16 protein-coding genes are annotated in these 18,769 nt (G+C 62.2%); 7 read left to right on the top strand and 9 right to left on the bottom strand.

What is annotated here, in order from left to right:
• Nucleotides 1-25 precede the first annotated feature (25 nt).
• The 6 genes from AC6CHO_RS13715 (at nt 26) to AC6CHO_RS13690 (ending at nt 6,824) form a co-directional block, all read left to right on the top strand.
• Nucleotides 26-1,411, top strand: a complete 1,386-nt coding sequence (locus AC6CHO_RS13715; RefSeq protein WP_498215709.1) for a helix-turn-helix domain-containing protein — start codon at nt 26-28, stop codon at nt 1,409-1,411.
• A 206-nt stretch (nt 1,412-1,617) separates the two neighbouring features.
• The gene (gene fepB / locus AC6CHO_RS13710; RefSeq protein WP_498215707.1) at nt 1,618-2,634 is read left to right on the top strand and encodes a Fe2+-enterobactin ABC transporter substrate-binding protein; all 1,017 of its coding nucleotides are present in this window, start codon (nt 1,618-1,620) and stop codon (nt 2,632-2,634) included.
• 6 nt (nt 2,635-2,640) lie between these two features.
• Nucleotides 2,641-3,663 carry a FecCD family ABC transporter permease gene (locus AC6CHO_RS13705; protein ID WP_498215705.1) on the top strand — a complete coding sequence of 341 codons (1,023 nt, stop codon included), beginning with the start codon at nt 2,641-2,643 and terminating at the stop codon, nt 3,661-3,663.
• Entirely contained in the window at nt 3,663-4,670 is a 1,008-nt protein-coding gene (locus AC6CHO_RS13700; RefSeq protein WP_498215703.1) for a FecCD family ABC transporter permease, read from the top strand. Before AC6CHO_RS13705 ends, AC6CHO_RS13700 begins: the two co-directional genes overlap by 1 nt.
• A gap of 35 nt (nt 4,671-4,705) precedes the next feature.
• Nucleotides 4,706-5,542, top strand: a complete 837-nt coding sequence (locus AC6CHO_RS13695; protein ID WP_498215701.1) for a siderophore-interacting protein — start codon at nt 4,706-4,708, stop codon at nt 5,540-5,542.
• Entirely contained in the window at nt 5,523-6,824 is a 1,302-nt protein-coding gene (locus AC6CHO_RS13690; RefSeq protein WP_498215700.1) for an alpha/beta hydrolase-fold protein, read from the top strand. Before AC6CHO_RS13695 ends, AC6CHO_RS13690 begins: the two co-directional genes overlap by 20 nt.
• Here AC6CHO_RS13690 and AC6CHO_RS13685 read toward each other — a convergent pair.
• Both AC6CHO_RS13685 and AC6CHO_RS13680 read right to left on the bottom strand, forming a co-directional pair.
• Nucleotides 6,803-6,934 carry a hypothetical protein gene (locus AC6CHO_RS13685; RefSeq protein ID WP_498215698.1) on the bottom strand — a complete coding sequence of 44 codons (132 nt, stop codon included), beginning with the start codon at nt 6,932-6,934 and terminating at the stop codon, nt 6,803-6,805. The two genes, AC6CHO_RS13690 and AC6CHO_RS13685, sit on opposite strands and share 22 nt — an antisense overlap.
• 120 nt (nt 6,935-7,054) lie before the next feature.
• Nucleotides 7,055-8,395 (bottom strand): MATE family efflux transporter, encoded by a 1,341-nt coding sequence (locus tag AC6CHO_RS13680; protein WP_498215696.1) that lies wholly within the window; start codon nt 8,393-8,395, stop codon nt 7,055-7,057.
• 157 nt (nt 8,396-8,552) lie between these two features.
• On the opposite strand from AC6CHO_RS13680, the gene AC6CHO_RS13675 reads away from it, so the two are divergent.
• Nucleotides 8,553-9,386 (top strand): MBL fold metallo-hydrolase, encoded by an 834-nt coding sequence (locus AC6CHO_RS13675; RefSeq protein WP_498215694.1) that lies wholly within the window; start codon nt 8,553-8,555, stop codon nt 9,384-9,386.
• Nucleotides 9,387-9,423: 37 nt separating this feature from the next.
• On the opposite strand, the gene AC6CHO_RS13670 is transcribed toward AC6CHO_RS13675, so the two are convergent.
• The 7 genes from AC6CHO_RS13670 to AC6CHO_RS13640 form a co-directional block, all read right to left on the bottom strand.
• Complete coding sequence (locus tag AC6CHO_RS13670; RefSeq protein ID WP_498215692.1) at nt 9,424-10,626, bottom strand: MFS transporter; 1,203 nt, start codon at nt 10,624-10,626, stop codon at nt 9,424-9,426.
• A gap of 3 nt (nt 10,627-10,629) precedes the next feature.
• A complete protein-coding gene (locus tag AC6CHO_RS13665; protein ID WP_498215690.1) occupies nt 10,630-11,400 on the bottom strand; it encodes a CPBP family intramembrane glutamic endopeptidase in 771 nt (256 codons plus the stop codon).
• A gap of 173 nt (nt 11,401-11,573) precedes the next feature.
• On the bottom strand, nt 11,574-12,338 hold the full coding sequence (gene aqpZ / locus AC6CHO_RS13660) for an aquaporin Z (protein WP_498215689.1): 765 nt from the start codon (nt 12,336-12,338) through the stop codon (nt 11,574-11,576).
• A gap of 158 nt (nt 12,339-12,496) precedes the next feature.
• Nucleotides 12,497-13,552 (bottom strand): FUSC family protein, encoded by a 1,056-nt coding sequence (locus tag AC6CHO_RS13655; protein WP_498215687.1) that lies wholly within the window; start codon nt 13,550-13,552, stop codon nt 12,497-12,499.
• Between the two features lie 206 nt (nt 13,553-13,758).
• The gene (locus AC6CHO_RS13650; RefSeq protein WP_498215685.1) at nt 13,759-14,676 is read right to left on the bottom strand and encodes a LysR family transcriptional regulator; all 918 of its coding nucleotides are present in this window, start codon (nt 14,674-14,676) and stop codon (nt 13,759-13,761) included.
• A 152-nt stretch (nt 14,677-14,828) separates the two neighbouring features.
• Nucleotides 14,829-16,913: an ABC transporter ATP-binding protein gene (locus AC6CHO_RS13645; RefSeq protein ID WP_498215684.1), complete on the bottom strand. Its 2,085-nt coding sequence runs from the start codon at nt 16,911-16,913 to the stop codon at nt 14,829-14,831.
• Nucleotides 16,914-18,647 (bottom strand): ABC transporter ATP-binding protein, encoded by a 1,734-nt coding sequence (locus tag AC6CHO_RS13640; protein WP_498215682.1) that lies wholly within the window; start codon nt 18,645-18,647, stop codon nt 16,914-16,916.
• Nucleotides 18,648-18,769 lie beyond the last annotated feature (122 nt).

Below are 18,769 nucleotides of genomic sequence, written 5' to 3'. Positions count from 1 at the left end.
GCCACCAGAGACCAGGAGAGCACCTATGGAGCACCAGGCATCGGCCTATCCCGCGGTCAGCGCCGATGTACTGGTCGCCTGGAAATGCAATCTGAACTACACCATCGTCGTCTGGGTTCACCAGGGCACCGCGCGCGTGCATTTTGAAGATGGGGTCATCTCGTTGCGGCCGGGCCAGGCGCTATGGATTCCGCGACGCACAGCCCATATGGTTGAACACGCTGCCGACAGCCTGGCCTTGGCGATCCTCATCCCGGCACGCCATAGCGGGCCGGCAATCGACCAGCTGCTGCGAATCGAAGTTCCGCCGGGACAAACCGGCTGGATGTTCTACCTCATGCTGCTCACGCTCTCGCCGTTGCATCGGGGCCAAATGCCAACGGGGCGTATAGCGGAGCATCTGGCGCACTTTATTGTTCAAGAGCACCGCCCTCCAGCTTCGCCGCTGCCACCGGCGCGCCACCTGGCAGTGGAACGCGCGCGCAGGCTCCTGCGCCATGAGCCAGCAGCTGTACGGACCCTTGGCGATGTGTCCGCCCGGCTGGGGGTTTCCGAACGTACTTTGCGCCGCCAGATCTCTGCCGAATATGCCATGGGCTTTGGGGAATTCCGGCAACGCTGCCGCGCTGTGGACACCATCGAGGATCCAGACCGACGATGGCAGCCGGTCCCGGCCTTGGCTACACGCTGGATGAGTTTTCCGCAGCATCGGTACGCGCTATGGGCCTACCAGGGACGCGGTTCCGTGAGCCTGTCCGCCCCCGGTGCGGATGAGCAGCAGATTCATACCCAGCGCCTGGAAGCCGGCGAGCTACTGGTCATTCCCGACGGCTATTCGGTCCGCCTGTCCATTGATTCTGGAGCGCTCTTCTTTCCGCTGAGCATGCCATTGCCCGGCGGCGGGCAACGCACGCACCTGCGTCTACCGCTGCGCATCCCTCCAGAACTCGAGCCGCAGCTGATGCGCCAAGCCATCGCCCACATCACCGCGCTGCGGCCGCCGCACTTTGATCGGCGCGAAGTCTTCGCCTTGCTGGAGCGGGGCGCCCATTACCCGGGGCTGCGTTGGCCGCAGGACCCGAGCCTGGCGGGCATTGCCCGGCGCCTGATCCTGGATACCACCGGAGCAGCCAATCTCGCCGAGCTGGCCGCGGAGCACGGACTAAGCCCGCGGAGCCTGCAACGCCAATGGCGCGCGGCCACCGGCCAATCCCTGGCGGCTTGGTGGACGGCCTACCGCATGCAGCGAGCCGAAGGCATGCTTGCGGCCGGATTTTCAATAGATTCCGTGGCCCGCTGGATGGGCTATGGGCATGTCCCGAATTTCTCGCGCGCCTTTCTCGCCGCGCGGGGTCGCCGGCCCAGTTCCGTGCACCATTCCACAATTTCCGGACAACAGAATATCTATTAACGACAAAGTTCCTTTGGGGCCGAAAACCTGCCATTCACGGATTTTCTAGGCCTTATGCCCCTGGAAACGAACTCATGCCGGCCTTTGATGTATGGGTAACCTAACTGCGTAAGGATAGGCTCGCATCTCGTTATTGCTCGTCCGCCTTGCTCATGGATCCTGCCCCGTGCAGTCCCGGGCAAGCCACCGCCAAGGAGAGATTCCAGGTGCGTTTCAACCTTCGTACGATTGCTTCGACCACCGTGGCCGCGGCCCTGGTGCTGGGCCTCGGGGCCTGCACTGCCAGTGGCTCCGCCACGCCTGAAACCAGCGACACCCAGTCCTCGGCCGCTCAACAGGGCCAATGGCCACGCACCGTCACCGATGAAAAAGGTTCGGTGACCATCGAAGAACAGCCCAAGCGCATCGTGAACACCGCAATGTCCACCACCGGATCCCTGCTGGCCATCGACGCACCCGTGGCAGCCACCACCATCACCACCCCCGGACCGGAAGCCGACTCCAACGGATTCTTCACCCAGTGGAGCAAAGCTGCCACCTCCGCCAACGTCCAGCCGCTGTATAAGATCGGCAACTTCGATCTGGAGTCGATCATCGCCCAGGACCCCGACCTGATTGTCGTCTCCACCTCGGGTGCCGACTCGGTGATGGACCACTACGAGCAGCTCACGGAAATCGCCCCGACCATCGTGGTCAACTACTCCAATAAGGACTGGCCAGAACTGACCCGGCAGTTGGCCGAGGCCACCGGGCACGAGGCTGAAGCCGAAAAGATCATTGCCGAATTTGACGAGCGCGCGGCCCAGGTGAAGGAAAAGCTGGCGATTCCTTCGGGTACCACCGCCTCCATCGTTTCCTACAATAAGGGCTCGGCCTCGCCTGTGGGCAAAACCACTGGACCGCACTCCCGGCTGATCTCCTCTCTGGGCTTTGAGGTCGTTGAGCCACCCGAAGCGTTCAACACCAATCCACAGAAGCGTGATGACTTCGTCTTCACCTCCTATGAGGGCCTGGCCAAGTCCGCCACCGGCGATGCGGCCTTCCTGATTGCGGCGACCGAAGACACCGCCAAGAGCTTCCTCGCGGATCCGACCTTGGCCAACCTGCCTTCGGTCAAGAGCAAGAATGTCTTCCCGCTGGCCAATTCCTTCCGCCTGGACTACTACTCATCCAGCCAGATCCTGGACTACTTCGAGAACGACTTCCCATCCTTGGCAAAGTAAGGCCACGTGTTCCAGCCTCGCACCGTTCCAGGACGCCGCTCACCACTGCTGTGGTGGGCGGCGGCCTTGGCCATGCTCTGTCTCCTGATCGCCTGCTCCTTTGCCGTGGGCTCCGCGTCCATCGGGCTGCGCGAATCATTGCGAGCCATCACCGGCTTCGACCCTTCCAATACCGAGCACCTGCTCGTGCATGAGCTGCGCATTCCGCGGACCTTCCTGGCCATCCTGGTCGGCGCGGGACTGGGACTGGCCGGAGCACTGATGCAATCGCTGACCCGCAATCCGCTGGCCGAACCAGGATTGCTCGGAGTCAATTCAGGAGCGGCTTTTGCCGTGGCCATCGCGATCACCCTCGGGGTGATCCAGCCGGCGGTACTGATGCTCTTTGCCTTTATCGGTGCCGGCATCAGCAGCATCGCCGTGTTCCTGCTCGGCCAGCGCAGCACCCGGGGAAACGACCTCTCCCGCATGGTCCTGGCCGGGGCAGGACTCTCGGTCATGCTCGCGGCGGCCACCACCATTTTGATCATCGGCGGAACTTCGCAAAACCAAACCAAATACGCTTCCTGGGCTACCGGTTCACTGCAGGGACGCGGCTACGATGTCCTGCCGGCGACCCTAATCGTGATCCTGATAGGTTCGGTGCTGGCCCTGGGCATGTCGCGCACCCTTGATGCACTGGCCTTGGGCGAGGATTCGGCCAAGGCCCTGGGCATCAGCACGCAGCGCGCCTGGGCGCTCGGGCTGCTGGGAATAGTCCTGCTCTCCGGAGCCGCCACCGCGGCGGCCGGACCCATCAGCTTTATCGGCCTGGCCGCCCCGCACGCCGCGCGCATGCTGGTAGGAGCCGGTCACCAACGACTGCTTCCCTTGTCCATGGCCCTGGGAGCACTTGCATTGCTCATTGCCGATATCCTCGGCCGAATACTCGTCAGGCCCGATGAAGTCGGTGCCGGGGCCATGAGCGCGCTGATCGGCGCACCGCTGTTCATCCTCTTGGCCCGACGCATGCTCAAGGCAGGCAGCTAATGGCACGAAGCCACTACACGAAAGCTCGCCGGCATGCGGTAATGATCACCCTGGGGGTGCTCTTGTGCGTATTGGCCGTCGTGGCGCTGGGCACCGGAACCATCAGGCTCTCGCCTCCAGAGGTCCTGAATGCCCTGGCCGGACACGGCAGCCAACGGGATCTGCTGGTCGTTGGTTCCATCCGCGCACCGCGCGTGCTGACCGCGATCGGCGTGGGCGCGGCCCTGGGCGCGGCCGGAGCGAGTTTCCAATCCATCGCCCGCAACCCGTTGGGCAGCCCCGATATCATCGGCTTCACCACCGGGGCCGCCACCGGCGCGGTGGCGCAGATCGTCGTGTTCAATGCCGGCGCCCTGGCCACGGCCGGTGCGGCGATGGCCTGCGGGCTGCTCACCGCGGGGCTGGTCTACTTGCTGTCCTATGCCGGAGCGCGTACCGGGGGCCAGCGCCTGGTCATCATCGGCATCGGGGTCAGCGCCATGCTCTCGGCTGCCAATACGCTGCTCCTGGCCAAGGGCGACGCAGAGCTGGCGGCCCAGGCCAACCTCTGGCTCACTGGTTCACTGGGCGGACGCAGCTGGTCCGATGCGCTGCTGGTCCTGCTGGCCCTGGCCTTCCTCCTACCGGTGCTGCTGTGGCATTCCACCGGGATGACCCTGCTGGAAATGGGCGACGACGCGGCACGCGCGCTGGGCGTGGGGGCCGAAACCGTGCGCCGCGTGACCGTCTTCACCGCGGTCTGCCTCAGTGCCGCGGCCACCGCGGCGGCCGGACCGGTAGCCTTCGTTGCCTTGGCTTCGGGAGCGATTATTCGCCAGCTGATCGGTTCGCGCACCGTCCACATCGTGCCCGCGGCGCTCACCGGCGCCGTCTTGCTGCTCGGCTGCGATGTTGCGCTGCAGCAGCTGCCCCTGCAATGGCAAATGCCCATCGGCATGGCCACCGCGCTCGGCGGCGGCCTGTACCTGCTCTTCCTGCTGACCCGAAACCCTGCACGGCGCCAATAGCCCGCACTAGCCACCAACCCGAAGGAGTCCTCTCCATGAGTGCCCATACCTTGATCGTCGAGGAGATTCTCGACTACACCCCGCGGATGCGCCGCGTCATCTTCCAGGGGGAAGGCGTTCGCTCCTACGCCGCCGATGGGCCCGCCGTCCCCAATATCAAGATCTATTTCCCCCGCCCCGGGCAAGAGCTGGATTTTCCCCAGCGCGACGCCAGCACCGGGCGGTGGGCCTTTGCCGGAGACCAGCGCTCGCGGGTGAGGACCTACACGGTTCGCTGGCTTGATGCCGAAGCCTCGCGGATGGCCATCGACTTTGTCCGCCACGGCGACGAAGGACTGGCCAGCGCATGGGTGGAGAGGATCAGTGCGGGAAGCAGGCTCGGCGCTTTTGGCGGCGGCGGACGAGTACTCAAGCCCGGGGGCACAGCGCTGATGTTCGGCGATGAAACGGCGCTGCCAGCCATCAGCGACACCCTTGAGCAGATGCCCGAGAACCAGGAAGGCGAGGTGTTCATCGAGGTGGCCGACGCCCAGGAGATCCACGAGCTGCGCGCGCCGGCAGGAATGCGCATCACCTGGCTTTCGCGCGCCGGTGCCCCAGCGGGCAGTACCCGCCATCTGGTCAACGCCATGGAAAGCTACCACGTCTCGCACCCGCAGCAGATCCACCTGTGGGTGTCGGCCGAATCCGAGGTGGTCCGATTTGCCCGGTCCTGGGCCGCGCAGACCGCAATCCCCAAAGCGAACCGCCTCATTATCGGCTATTGGCACCGGACCCTCGATGAGGTGTCCTACGCCTATGATTCCGACCATGACCGCGTCGCCGACGAGATGGCCTACGAACGTCCCGGCCATGAAGAACATGCGCACTAGGCCCGGCACCGCGCCAGGGTCCCTGCGCTGTTATGGCTACCTGCGTGACACTCGGTCAGCTGGAGAACTACGCGCCTGGAAGCACGCCCTGCACAATGACGAGATGCGCACCCCGGTCTTTGAGGCAGCGGAGGATCCGGCCCTGGTGTATGCCCATTTCCTGCTGGCCGATCATGGGCAGCCAGCACCGCTGGCCGCAGCGATCTTGTCGGCCAATGCACTGGTGGATCACCGTGATCTCGACGCCAGCGAATTCGAGGAAATCGCGAACGGCTTGTGGGCTGTCACCTTGCAGGTTCCCGCCGATTGGCGTGCTGGCTACCGCATCACGACGCACCGTGGCGCGGGCCTGCCCGCCTGGCGCACCGAAACCGGGCGCCGGCCCATCCGGCTGGCCGCCGACGCTGGCGGAATCGATGAATTCAACCAGTTGGTGGGGGCAAGCATGAATGGCGCCCCGGTGTCCTTGGCCTACGCCCCTGCCAGCCGGATTCCCGGCTCGCTGGCTGCTGCGACCCCGGACCGGAATCGCCCCGGTCCTGCGGTCGGCGGCTGGGGAGATCCGGGACAAGCACCTGGAACCACGCACCCTCGACTGCATCATCACGAGCTTTATGATGAAAATTGCCATCGCTCCCGGAATCTGTGGATGTACGTGCCGGCCCAGGCGGACGGGCCGACGCCACTGGCCATTGTGCACGACGGTGCCACCTACGCCCGGTACCTTGCGGCCGCTCAATCGCTGGATGCCGCCATTGCATCCGGAGAGCTTGCCCCGCTGCATGTGCTGTTCATCGACAGCACCACAGTCCAGATCCGGAGCGAGGAACTCCCCATGCTCGGGGGAACCACCAGGTCAATTGCGGAGCAGTTCCTGCCGTGGGCACGAAGCCGCTACCGGATCTCCCTGCGCCGCGACGACGTGCTAATTAATGGTGCTTCCTTTGGTGGTCTTGCGGCCCTGTTGATGCTCTGCCACTACCCGCATCTGGTGGGTTGCGCGCTCGCCCAGTCTCCTTCCCTCTGGCACACCGACCTCACCAAGAGCATCACGGCGCTGCCGGAACACAGCACGGTGCTGATCCAGGCTGGCTGTTATGAAACGGATATCCATGAGGGGTGCCTGCGCCTGATGGAGCACCTGCGCGAATTTCCGCCGGCAGGCCAAGTGGACTTCGAGTCGCTGAGCGGCGGGCATGACTGGTCATGGTGGAATCCGGAGCTCCTCTACGGATTAGCCAGATTCTTCCCCGGACCGGCTCACACCGGCGGGTCGATGTAGAGGCAGTTGGCGGCCCAGCACTTGTTCGCCGCTCCCAGGGCGGCCGCAGCGCCGCCCTGCAGGGCGATCCGTTCATCAGCAGGGCGTGTGGCCCGATTCAGCTCATGCAATGCCGCCACGATGGTGGCGAGGTGATGGCAGCCCAGGTCTCGACATGTCTGCCAGAGATCCAGTGGACGGGCTAGGAATAGAAGAGTCGTGGTCCGGGCAACCAGCTGGCAGCCTCTTGGCTAGTGCCCTAGCCTCATCCACGCGGTTCCGCGGGCCCGCACCCACAGCGTGATGCCACGAGATGCCATGAATCCCAGTGCAAAGGCCACCCAGATCCACCAGATTGCCGAGCGCGGATCGCTGGTGAAGGCCAAGACCGCCCAGAGCATCGGAGCGTAGACCACCAGGTTCACCACGCTGGCCAGGCCCAGGTAGCGGGCATCCCCGGCGCCGATCAGCACCCCGTCGAGCACGAACACCAGTCCGCACAAGGGCTGGGACAGGGCCAGCACCCACAGTCCTACCGTGGTCAGTTGGCGGATCTGCTCATCTGGGGTGAACATCATCGGGAAGATCCATGAGGTGGCGAACAGCAGCAGCCCAGTGGCTACACCGAAGTAGATCCCCCAGCGGCTCATGATGCCAGTGAGCTTGCGAACGCGCTCAGCATCCCCGCGGCCCAGTTCCTGGCCAATCATCGCCTGGGCCGCGATGGCCAGCGCGTCCAGCGCGAAGGCCAGGAAACTGAAGATCGTGAAGACCAGCTGGTGCGCGGCCAGGGTCTGGGTGCCGGAGCTTGTGGCGACAAAAACAGTTAAAAGCAACGCCGCGCGCATGGTCAGGTTGCGCAGCATCAGCCAGGACCCGACTTGCCCGGTGGAAATGAACCCCGCCCAGCTTGGCGCCAGCGAGATCCCCTGTTGGCGGATTCGCGGCAACAGCATCCACAAGTAGACCGCCGCCATCAGCCATTGGGCAATCGAAGTGCCCAGGGCGGCACCGGCCACGGACATCTGCGCCCCGTAGACCAGGGCGAAGTTCAGGACGATATTCAAGCCAAAACCGGCGGTGGCAACCACCAGCGGAGTCTTGGTATCCTGCATTCCGCGCAGGACGCCGGTGGCAGCCAGTACCAGCAGCATCGCGGTCAGCCCCGGCAGCGAATAGTGGATATAGTCCACCGCAAAATCCGTAGCCGGCCCCTCGGAACCCATGGCCTGCACCAGGGGCCTGGCGGTGAGGTATCCCAGCACTGAGAGCACCACGCCCAGGACCACCGCGAACCACATGCCATCGCGTCCGGCGGCCATCGCCTGCCCGGGACGCCCCGCGCCAATAGCGCGCGCCACCGCAGGGGTGGTGGCATAGGCCAGGAAGATCATCAGTCCCACCGCGGTCTGCAGGACCGTGGTTCCCAGGGCAGCGCCCGCCAATTCGTCCACGCCAAGGTGGCCGACGATGGCCGAATCGGCGAGCAAGAAGAGCGGCTCGGCGATCAGCGCGCCAAGGGCAGGAACTGCCAGGGCCAGAATCTGCCGGGAAATGTTCTTCGGGGATTCGATGGGGGTTGAGGAACTCACGCTTCCCACTCTACGAAGCGCAAAGCCCTTTCACCATTTAATATCGCTGGGCGAGATGCCTCAGGCAGATGCCGTCTACCGGATGGAGTAGAAACGCATTAGGTTGGAAGCAACCTAAGAGGCCGTGGGGACGCGGCCAGAAGGAGCAGCAGAGCCCATGAGCCAAGAGCACCTCGATCAGTGGCAGTGCGCAGGATGCGCCGTGGAGTTCCCGCCGGGCGCGCAGCCTGAAGGGCTGTGCCCGATCTGCGCCGACGAGCGCCAATACATTCCCGGAGGCACCCAACGCTGGATTCGGACCGGTGATCTGGTGGCGGACGGCCACGAGCTGACCCTGACGGAACTTGAACCCGGGCTGACGGCCATCGCCTCCCCGGAAATCGGCATTGGGCAAAGCGCCTTGCTGGTTCAGACCACCGGCGGCAATCTGCTCTTCGATGTTCCCGGGCTGATTACCGACCAGATCATCGCCTGGCTGCAGTCCTGTGGCGGGTTGGCCGGGATCGTTGCCAGCCATCCGCACATGTACGGGGTGCAGCAGAAGTACAGCCAGGCCCTGGGCGGCGTCCCGATCTACGTGGCACAGGCGGATGCCCGGTGGGTCCAGTATTCATCTTCGGCGATCAAGCTCTGGCAGGATGCTTTTGAAGTCCTGCCCGGCATCACGCTGAAGCAATTGGGCGGGCATTTCCCGGGCAGCACCATCGCCTGCTGGCAGGCCGGCGCCGATGGGCGTGGTGTGCTCTTGGCTGGAGATGCCATCTTCCCGGTGGCTGATGGCAACGTGACTTTTCTGCGCAGCTACCCCAACCGAATTCCGCTTTCGGCGCCCGTGGTGCGCCGCATGGCCAAAAGCTTGGAAGAGCTCGAATTTGACCGCCTCTACAACAACTTCGCCAGTTGCGTCCGCTCGGATGCGCAGCGAATTGTCCAGTTTTCCGCGGATCGATACGCCCGCTGGGTGTCGGGAGAATTCGACCATCTGACCTGATCTGGCGGGGATTTCAGATATTCCTCCTGTGGAATATCTAGGCTTTGCCCAAAGATGGATCGCGCTTGGAGAGGAACGAAGCCAAGACCATCGCCACCGCCTGCAGCACGACCACCGAGAGCACCACGCTGCCCCACCCATAGTGCATGAACGGGATGCCGATGAGCCATCCCAGCACCGAGGAACCAACGTAGTAGAACAGGTTGTAGAGGCTCGATGCCTGAGCGCGGGCGCCGGAGGCCAAGACTGGAACCCAGCCGCTGGCCACCGCATGTGCCGCGAAGAAGCCCGCGGTGAAGACCAGCAGCCCGGCAACAATGACTACGAGATTGCCCGCAAGGGTCAAGGCCAGCCCCGCAGCGCTGCACAAGATGCTCAGGCGCAGCGTATTGCGGCGCCCAATTCTGGCCACCACCTTCCCACTGGCCACCGAGGTGTAGGTGCCAGACAGATACGCCAAGAACACCAGGGCCGCCAGAGACGACGGGATGAGATAGGGAGGCGCTTCCAGCCTGAACGCCAGATAGTTGTAGACCGCGACGAAGCCGCCCATGAGCAAGAAGCCCTGGGCATAGACCAGGATCATCTTCCCGCGCAGCGCTTGGCCGAACTTCGCGGCGATCGCCTTGAGGTTCTGCTCCCGAATGGGTGCGAAGCCTTGGGCTGCGGGAGCTTTGAGCAAGAAGAACAGCGTGGCCAGTCCAGCCATGATGCTCACCGCGGCGATCCCCCACCGCCACCCCGCGGGCTCTCCGACGAAACTGGCCACCAGACGTCCTGCCAGGCCGCCGAGGGTGGTTCCCGAGATGTAGGTGCCACTGGCTACGGCAACCGCCCTGGGGCTGACTTCATCGACGAGGAACGCCAAAGCAGAGCCGGGCACACCGGCCAAAGCAAGGCCTTCGAAGAAGCGGATAACAACGAGCGATTCGAAATTCGGCGACTGGGTGCTGAGCAATCCCAGCAGCACCGAGGCAATCAAGGCCGCGCAGATGACCTTCCGCCGGCCAATCCGGTCCGAAATGATAGCCCATGGAGTCACTGCCAGGGCCAGCCCCAAGGTTGCCGATGAGACGGCTAGCGCAACTTGGGATGAGCTGATCTGAAAATCATTGGAAATGACTGGCAGCAGCCCCTGCACCGCGTATAGCTGGGAGAATGTGGCAACACCACTGGCAAAGAGCGCCAGCAGCATGCCGCGGTAGGCCGGGGTGCGTGGTTCATGCCCTGCGAACGACACTGCTTAGATTCCTGCAGGGAGCAGCGGGTATAGCAGGTAGACAACCAGCAGGGCCACGGTGTTGTTCAGCACGTGCAGCAGGTATGAGTAGGCCATCGACTTGCCGCTGAGGATGTAGGCCAGGCCCATCGTGATGCCGAGCATGAAGTAGGGGACGACTTCCAGCCAGGACCCTACGCCCGCGCCGACGAAGTGGATCCCCGCGAAGAGGACGGTGGAGAACAGCAGGCAAATCCAGATATTGAATTTGCGTGACAGCTTGCCGATCAGCAGGTGGCGGAAGAAGTATTCCTCGACAAACGGGCCAAAGAGCGCCGTGACGACCAGCATCACGGGCAGCGGCACGGTTGTGGCCATGCCTTCCAAGGCGGCTTGGTTTTCGCTGGTCACCACTTGGCCGGTAAGTCCTGCGATGATCGCGTTGACCATGATGGTCAGCAGCCAGCCTCCGGGCAGCATCAGCCACTTCGCCCACGGGTGGTAGCGCATGGTCTTGAAGGAATCGAAGAACTGCGGACCGCACTGGATCATCGCGAGAATGAAGAAGCAGACGTACAGGATCAGGTTGATGCCGAAGAGCGCTTGCTCCTGGGTTTCGAACGCTGTCATGTAGCCCGGGATGAGCGCAATCAGCCCGGCTGCTCCCCCAATGAAAAAGACCAGGTAGGCCAGCATCGTCCACACGTCGCCCTTGCTGAACTTGCCGGCGTTGAAGACGCGTTGCCTGGGCCGTACAGCCATGTATCGAACTGGGTGCTCTGGCCATTGTTGCATGGTACAAGCCTAATCGGCTTGCCTATGGATTTGCCTCAACCGTGAGCGAGCAGACGCAGACCGCTGTCCTTGCCGGTTCCCAGGGGCTAGAACGCCCGAAGGCGATCGCCGCATGAGCAGTGATCGCCTTCGGGCGCAGAGAGCTGGCGTTAAGGGCTGGAGAAGATTAGAACCTAGTTGCGGTCGAATCCTTCGCGGCCCTTGTTGACGAAGGCCGGGAACAAGACCTTGTAGCTGACGCCGGCAATAGCCGCACCGATAATCGGCGCAAGGATGAACAGCCAGACCTGGCCCAAGGCTTCTGGACCGGCAAACCAGGCTACGCCCAGCGAACGAGCCGGGTTGACCGAGGTGTTGGTGACCGGAATCGACACCAGATGGATCAGGGTCAACGACAGGCCGATGGCGATCGGGGCAAAGCCCTTGGGCGCGCGCTCGTCGGTGGATCCCAGGATCACGTAGAGGAAAATGGCGGTGAGGACGATTTCAGCAACCAAGGCCGCTACCAGAGAATAGCCGTCGGGAGAACGATCGCCGTAGCCGTTGGAGGCGAAACCTGAATCTACTGCGCTGAAGCCATCCTTGCCCGAGGCGATCCAGAACAACACCGCGCCGGCGGCCGAGGCGGCAATGATCTGCGTGACAATATATGGTGCCACGTCTTTCCATGGGGTACGGCCTGCGAAGGCGGTGCCCAGGGTGACCGCCGGGTTGAAGTGCCCGCCGGAGATATGCCCGACGGCGTAGGCCATGACCAATACGGTCAAGCCGAAGGCCAAAGCAACGCCCATGAATCCGATCCCCATGTTGACGGATTCATCTGCCATGACTTTTGCCGCGAAAATGGCCGAACCGCAGCCACCAAAGACCAGCACAAAGGTGCCCAAGAATTCTGCCGAAAGTTTTGCGCCCACAGTAGGCACGGATGCGTCAGACATGCTTTCTTTTCCTTTCCTCGATGAAAATATGCGAGTTCAAGGACAGCTTATGTCCTGACAGCCGGATTCGGGTAGACCTCAGGCTATTTAATAGAATTCATTTGTCTTATTTTTCATCGGGGTTCATGCTGCTGTTCGATTTCCGCGCTTCGCCCACGTTAGCCTTTTGTGGATGAAGGACGACGTTCAACCACGGCGGCCGCCGCAATGCCGACCACTACGCCCAGCAGATTTCCCATGGCGCAGTCCCACACCAGCTGTGATCCGATCTTTGGATTGGCCAATTGGAGCATCAAGATAATCAGCGGGGTGAAGAAGCTGAGGGCAAGCCCGTAGTTTCTGGCCATGTAGGCTTCGGTAGGGAACATCAGCAGAATGATCAGGCACCCGATCACCGCCTCACTGGGCGCCAGGTAGCTGATTCCCAACAGCGCGCCAATGCCAGCCAGGGTGCCGGCGAGCCGGTGAGCGCCTCGCCGCAAGCGCCCTCGGGCATTGCCAGCGGCCAGCGGAACGGCCGCCCCGGCCAGGATCCACTGGAGATGTTCCACGTTCAGAAAGATCCCGACAGCTCCAGCCAAGAAAATCACCAGCAGGTAGGTTCTTGCCCTGCGCAGGATGGCGGGCCAGGGAATCACTGTGGCGCCCCTCCAGCGTTCGCCCGTCGATTCAAATCGATCGGCTTGGCCGAGCAGGACGCTGAACATTGCGGTCGCCACGAACGCAGCAAGTCCGTCCACTGCGGGCAGTTCCCCCACCGGCAAGGTCCCCAAAGCGCCAAAAGCAAAAAGCGGGAAGAAGGCTCCGCCTGGCTTGATCCCATATCGATCGGCGATCACCGAGCTGAAGGCTGACCAGAACATTCCTCCGGCAAGCAGCACCCACCCGTGCAATCCCAGAGGAGCCATGGCGATTCCGCAGATTCCCGCGCAGAGCATCATGGCCGCCCCGAGCAGCTGGTTCTTCAGCCGCTGCCAACGGTGCGGAGCGCGTCCGTACATTCCGACGATGGAGCCGAAAACCGCGTAGGCGAGGAGGTCTGTCCGGCCTGTTGCCAGCAGCACGCTGCCGGGGATCCCCAGGCCCAGGCCAAAGCGAACTGCCGGACGGATCTCCGGGCTGTGCGCCATGGCAAAGCGCTGCCAGTCAATAAACGAAGCGGGCTTCGGCGTGGACTTTCGGATGGCCGTGAGGAGCGGCGTTGCTCTGCCCATCGTCAGCGCAGCTCTGGGAACAGCGTGGAATCTGGCCCGTTGCCACCTTTGCTTGGCCCCCGGAGAACTGAAGCGCTGCCTCGTTCCATTGATTTATCCCGCCTCCCGTCGCATGGCCCGAGTCGGTCGTGAGATCGGGCCTGTTTCTAGGTTCAGGGATATGCCTTGATCAAATCCAACAATCAGATCCGATGATCCAATAATTATTAGTTATGAAGACTACTGGGAGCGCCATTAGTCGTAGGAAGAATTTCAAGAATAATCTTCTGGAGCGCTCGCGTCATCAAAGTTAACGGATTGTCATCTTCCATCACCAGAGAAATCTGCGAAGTGACCTGCGGATCATCCAGCCGGGTCAGCTCGATTCCGGGAAGGGCACCCAACGGAGGCAGCCACTGGCGCGGGACAATGCTGGCCCAGTTTCCCGTTGACACATGCGCGAGCAGCGTGACTATCGAGTCGCATTCGATGCGCGGGGCAACTTCCAAGCCATGCTGGCTGAGGGTCTGGTCCAGGACTTGGCGTCCCCGCAGGGATGAGTCGAGAAGGCACAATGGCAACTCCAAGGCCGAGCTCCATGAAACCACCGCGTCTTTGGCGAGTACACCCGTCGCGGTGAGCAGCACATGCTCTTCGGCATAGAGCGGATAGACCAGCAACCCGGCCACGTCCTGCGGCTCCGCATAGATCAGGCCCGCGTCCAGCTCATAGTTCCTGATTTGGCGGATAATCTCTTCCGACCGGAGACTCGCCTGGACATTGATGCCCACTTCCGGATAGGCCCGGGCGAATTTGTCGGTGAGCGTGGCGACGGTGGAAGAGGCAGCAGGAACGGTGCCGATGCGCAGGGTGCCATTGAGCCCATGCTGGTAATGGGCAATTTCCTGCTTCAGCGATTCGTGGTCTTTCAGGAGTTTTCGCGCCCATTTGAGCACGGTCTGCCCTTCGACCGTCAAGCTCTGGAAGGCATGGCTGCGCCTGACCAGCGGCGCACCCAATTCCTTTTCCAGTTTGCGAATGCCCTCGGACAAAGCTGGCTGGGAGACCGCGCATTCCTCGGCCGCCCGGGCAAAATGCCCTTCATTGGCCAGCGCCACCAGATATTCCAACTGTCTAAGCATCATGATCACATTGCATCATCATCCGGGGAAAGATGCGCTATTGGTGACCTGATCGCATGCCTTGGCAGACTGCCGGCTTTCCGGACTAGCACGGCAAAGGCCCCGGTTCCGGCAAGATCGAACTGCCAGAACACGGGGCCTTCGCAGGAGGAAAACTACTCGGTTTCCTCCTTGGCCTCCGGAGCCAACTCGGAAGCCACAGGAGCTCCGGCGGACACCGCGGCCACCGCTGCAGTATCCGGATTCGCGTCCACGTCCTCGGCTGGACCAGCAAACTGCGACTGGTACAAGCGGTAGTACGCACCCTGGGTCTTCAGCAGATGCTCATGGTTGCCCTGCTCAACGATCTTGCCCGCTTCCATCACCAGAATGGTGTCGGCATCGCGGATCGTCGAAAGGCGGTGGGCAATCACGAAGCTGGTGCGGTCGCTGCGCAATGCGGCCATCGCCTGCTGCACCAGCAGCTCGGTACGCGTATCCACCGAGCTGGTGGCCTCATCGAGGATCAGCAGGGAAGGATTGGCCACGAAGGCACGGGCGATCGTGATCAGCTGCTTCTCGCCGGCCGAAACGTTGGTGCCTTCTTCATCGATGATCGTGTCGTAGCCATCAGGCAATGCACGTACGAAGCGGTCCACGAAGGTTGCCTTGGCGGCCTCGATGACTTCCTCATCGGTGGCATCCAATCGCCCGTAGCGGATGTTCTCCATGATGGTGCCGCCAAACAGCCATGCATCCTGGAGGACCATACCCACCTTGGAACGCAGATCAGCACGCGAGAGCTGGGTGATGTCATGGTTATCCAGCATGATCTTCCCAGAGTTCAACTCGTAGAAGCGCATCACCAGGTTCACCAAAGTGGTCTTTCCTGCACCGGTCGGACCGACAATCGCCACCGTGTGGCCAGGATCCGCATCAAATGACAGGTCCTCGATCAGCGGCTTGTCCGGGGTGTAGGAGAAGGACACGTTCTGGAAGGAAACATGGCCGTCGGTGCGCTCAGGCAGGCTTGCCTGGGCGTCTTCAGGATCCTGCTCTTCGGCATCCAGCAGCTCGAAGGTCCGCTCTGCCGAGGCCACACCGGACTGCAGCATATTCGCCACGCCGGCGATTTGGCCCAGCGGCTGGGTGAACTCGCGCGAGTACTGGATGAAGGCCGTGGCATCACCAAGGCTCATCGCTCCCGAAGCTACGCGCAGGCCGCCCACGACGGCGATGCCGACGTAGGAGAGGTAGGAAACGAAGTTCATCACTGGCATGATCATGCCGGAAACGAACTGGGCACCGAAGCTGGCTTTGTACAGTTCTTCGTTGCGCGCGGTGAAGCGATCCACCATGTCCTCTTCGCGACCGAAGACCTTCATCAGTTCGTGGCCGGAGAAGGACTCCTCGATCTGGCCGTTGAGCGCACCGGTGTTCTTCCATTGCGCGGTGAACAGCTTCTGCGCCCTGGAGCCGATAACACCGGCGGCAATACCGGAGAGTGGCAAGGCGACCAAGGCAATCAAGGCCATCTGCCAGGACACGACGAACATCATGATGACAATGCCGATGACCGTCATGATGGACTGCACCAGCTGGCTCAAGGCCTGCTGCAGCGCATTTTGGATATTGTCCACGTCGTTGGTCACGCGGGAGAGCACGTCTCCGCGTTGGCGGGTATCGAAGTAATTCAGCGGCAGGCGGTTGAGCTTGTCCTCGACGTCCTTGCGCAGGTTGTAGACCACGCGCATGACCAGCTTGTTCAGCAACCAGCCCGAGGCCCAGGAGAAGAGCGAAGCCACGAAGTACATCGAGAGCACGATCAGGATGAACTGCGAGAGCTGGGTGAAGTCGATGCCCTGGCCGGGCACGAAATCAACCTTGGCCAGCATGTCGGCCTGGGTTCCCTGGCCCGAGTCGCGCAGCTGCTCGATGACCACGTCGGCTGGAGTTCCGGCAGGGATGTTCTTGCCGATCAGTCCGGCGAAGATCACGTCCATGGCCTTGCCCAGAACGCGAGGTGCGATCACCGACAGCACCACGTACACGGTGATCAGTGCAAAGACCAGGACCATGCCCCACTTGTAGGGGGACATCAGGCCGATAAGGCGCTTGGCCGATGGCCAGAAGTGCTCGGCCTTGCGAGCTGGAGCACCACCGCTCCAGTCATCGGCACCGGCGGCTACTTCAAATTCGTCAATTGCAGCCAGCTCGCTGTCAAGCTGCTCTGGCTCCGCATTTTTCTGTTTCTTCGCCACTTAGGCCACCTCCTCCACGCTCAGCTGGGACGTCACGATTTCCTGGTAGGTTTCCGAGGATTCCAGTAGTTCTTCGTGGGTTCCCCTGGCCACGATTTCGCCGTGGTCCAACACCAGGATTTGGTCTGCCTCGGTAATTGTGGAGACACGCTGGGCCACGATGATCACCGCTGCGTCCTTGGTGGGTTCGGCCAGGGCCGCACGCAGCTTGGCGTCGGTACTCACGTCCAAGGCCGAGAAGGAATCATCAAAAAGATAGGTCATCGGCTTGGCTGCCAAGGCGCGGGCAATGCACAGCCGCTGGCGCTGGCCGCCCGAGACATTGGTGCCGCCCTGCGAGATGGTGGATTCAAGCTGGCCTTCGCGTTCGGTGACGAAGTCGGTTGACTGCGCGATGTCCAATGCTTCCCATAGTTCTTCATCGCTGGCATCCTGCGCACCAAAGCGCAGGTTGCTGGCGATGGTTCCGGAGAACAGGTAGGGGCGCTGTGGCACTGCAGAGATATTGCGCGAGATAGCCTCCCGGCCCAATTCCTTCAGCGGCACGCCGCCAATGAGGATCTCGCCTTCCGTCGCGTCGTAGAGCCTCGGGATCAGATTCAACAAGGTCGTTTTTCCGGCACCGGTGGAACCGATAATGGCAGTGGTCTGTCCCGGCTTGGCAGTGAAGGAAATATCGGAGAGCACAGGAGCTTCTGCCCCCGGGTATCCGAAAGTCACGTTCTTGAATTCAACGGTGCCCGGTTCTGGAAGCAGGACCTCGCGGTCTGCCGCATCCTGCATCGACGGTTCACTGTCAAGGACCTCTGAGATGCGGTCGGCCGAAACCATGGCACGGGGAATCATCATGGCCATGAAGGTGCCCATCATGACCGCCATCAGGATCTGCAGCATGTACTGCAGGAAGGCGGTCAGGGCACCGACTTCCACATCGCCGTTATCCACGCGGTGTCCACCGAACCAGAGCACTGCCGCGGTGGACAGGTGCAGGATCATGGTGATCGCAGGGAACATCAAGACGAACAAGTTGCCGACCTTGACACCCAGGTCGGTCAGCTTCTGGTTGGCATCGTCATAGCGCTGCGTCTCATGCTCTTCGCGCACAAAGGCGCGGACCACGCGGATGCCGGTGATCTGCTCGCGCAGCACGCCGTTGATCCCATCAATACGCGTCTGCATATCGCGGAACAGCGGCATCAGCTTGATGACCAGCAGGCCCACGACAATCAGCACCAGCGGCACGGAAACCCAGACGAGCCATGACAGCCCCGGATCCTCGCGGATGGCCATGACCACGCCGCCGATGGACATGATGGGCGCGTTGATCATGAAGTTCAGCGCCATCAGGGTCAGCATCTGGATTTGCTGCACGTCGTTGGTGCCGCGGGTGATCAAGGTGGCGGCGCCGAACTTGTTCACGTCTTGGGCAGAGAAGGTGGAGACCTTTTCAAAGACCGACTGGCGGATGTCACGCCCCACGCTCATGGCGGTCTTGGCCCCGAAGTACACGGCGGCCACCGCTGTGGCCACCTGGATCAGGGCGACAATGAGCATCAGTCCGCCGGTGCGCCAGATGTAATCGATATCAGCTGTTCGCACACCGACGTCAATGATTTTGGCGTTTAGGCTTGGAAGGTAGAGAGTGGCCATGGTGGTGGCCAGCTGCAAAATGATAACGGCAATAATCCAGCCCGTATAGGGCTTGGAATGTTTCAAGATGAGCTTGAGAAGCATGTGGAAAATCCTCGCTGGCATCAGGCTCTCCGGCACCGCGCCACTCCGGATTAAGGGCGCGATGATTGAAGGGCGCTTGCCAGTCTAGCTTGACAATAGGACAGTAGGAGTCATCCTTGCGA

Source organism: Glutamicibacter sp. GQ173, from assembly GCF_059759215.1.
This window is presented reverse-complemented; position numbering and strand designations above follow the sequence as displayed.

Bases quoted from the DNA above. Each gene is read 5' to 3' on its own strand.
- AC6CHO_RS13690 (WP_498215700.1), top strand. From the start codon at position 5,523: ATGAAGAACATGCGCACTAGGCCCGGCACCGCGCCAGGGTCCCTGCGC.
- AC6CHO_RS13640 (WP_498215682.1), bottom strand. From the start codon at position 18,647: ATGCTTCTCAAGCTCATCTTGAAACATTCCAAGCCCTATACGGGCTGG.
- AC6CHO_RS13700 (WP_498215703.1), top strand. From the start codon at position 3,663: ATGGCACGAAGCCACTACACGAAAGCTCGCCGGCATGCGGTAATGATC.
- aqpZ (WP_498215689.1), bottom strand. From the start codon at position 12,338: ATGTCTGACGCATCCGTGCCTACTGTGGGCGCAAAACTTTCGGCAGAA.
- AC6CHO_RS13715 (WP_498215709.1), top strand. From the start codon at position 26: ATGGAGCACCAGGCATCGGCCTATCCCGCGGTCAGCGCCGATGTACTG.
- AC6CHO_RS13665 (WP_498215690.1), bottom strand. From the start codon at position 11,400: ATGCAACAATGGCCAGAGCACCCAGTTCGATACATGGCTGTACGGCCC.
- AC6CHO_RS13655 (WP_498215687.1), bottom strand. From the start codon at position 13,552: ATGGGCAGAGCAACGCCGCTCCTCACGGCCATCCGAAAGTCCACGCCG.
- AC6CHO_RS13695 (WP_498215701.1), top strand. From the start codon at position 4,706: ATGAGTGCCCATACCTTGATCGTCGAGGAGATTCTCGACTACACCCCG.
- AC6CHO_RS13675 (WP_498215694.1), top strand. From the start codon at position 8,553: ATGAGCCAAGAGCACCTCGATCAGTGGCAGTGCGCAGGATGCGCCGTG.
- AC6CHO_RS13650 (WP_498215685.1), bottom strand. From the start codon at position 14,676: ATGATGCTTAGACAGTTGGAATATCTGGTGGCGCTGGCCAATGAAGGG.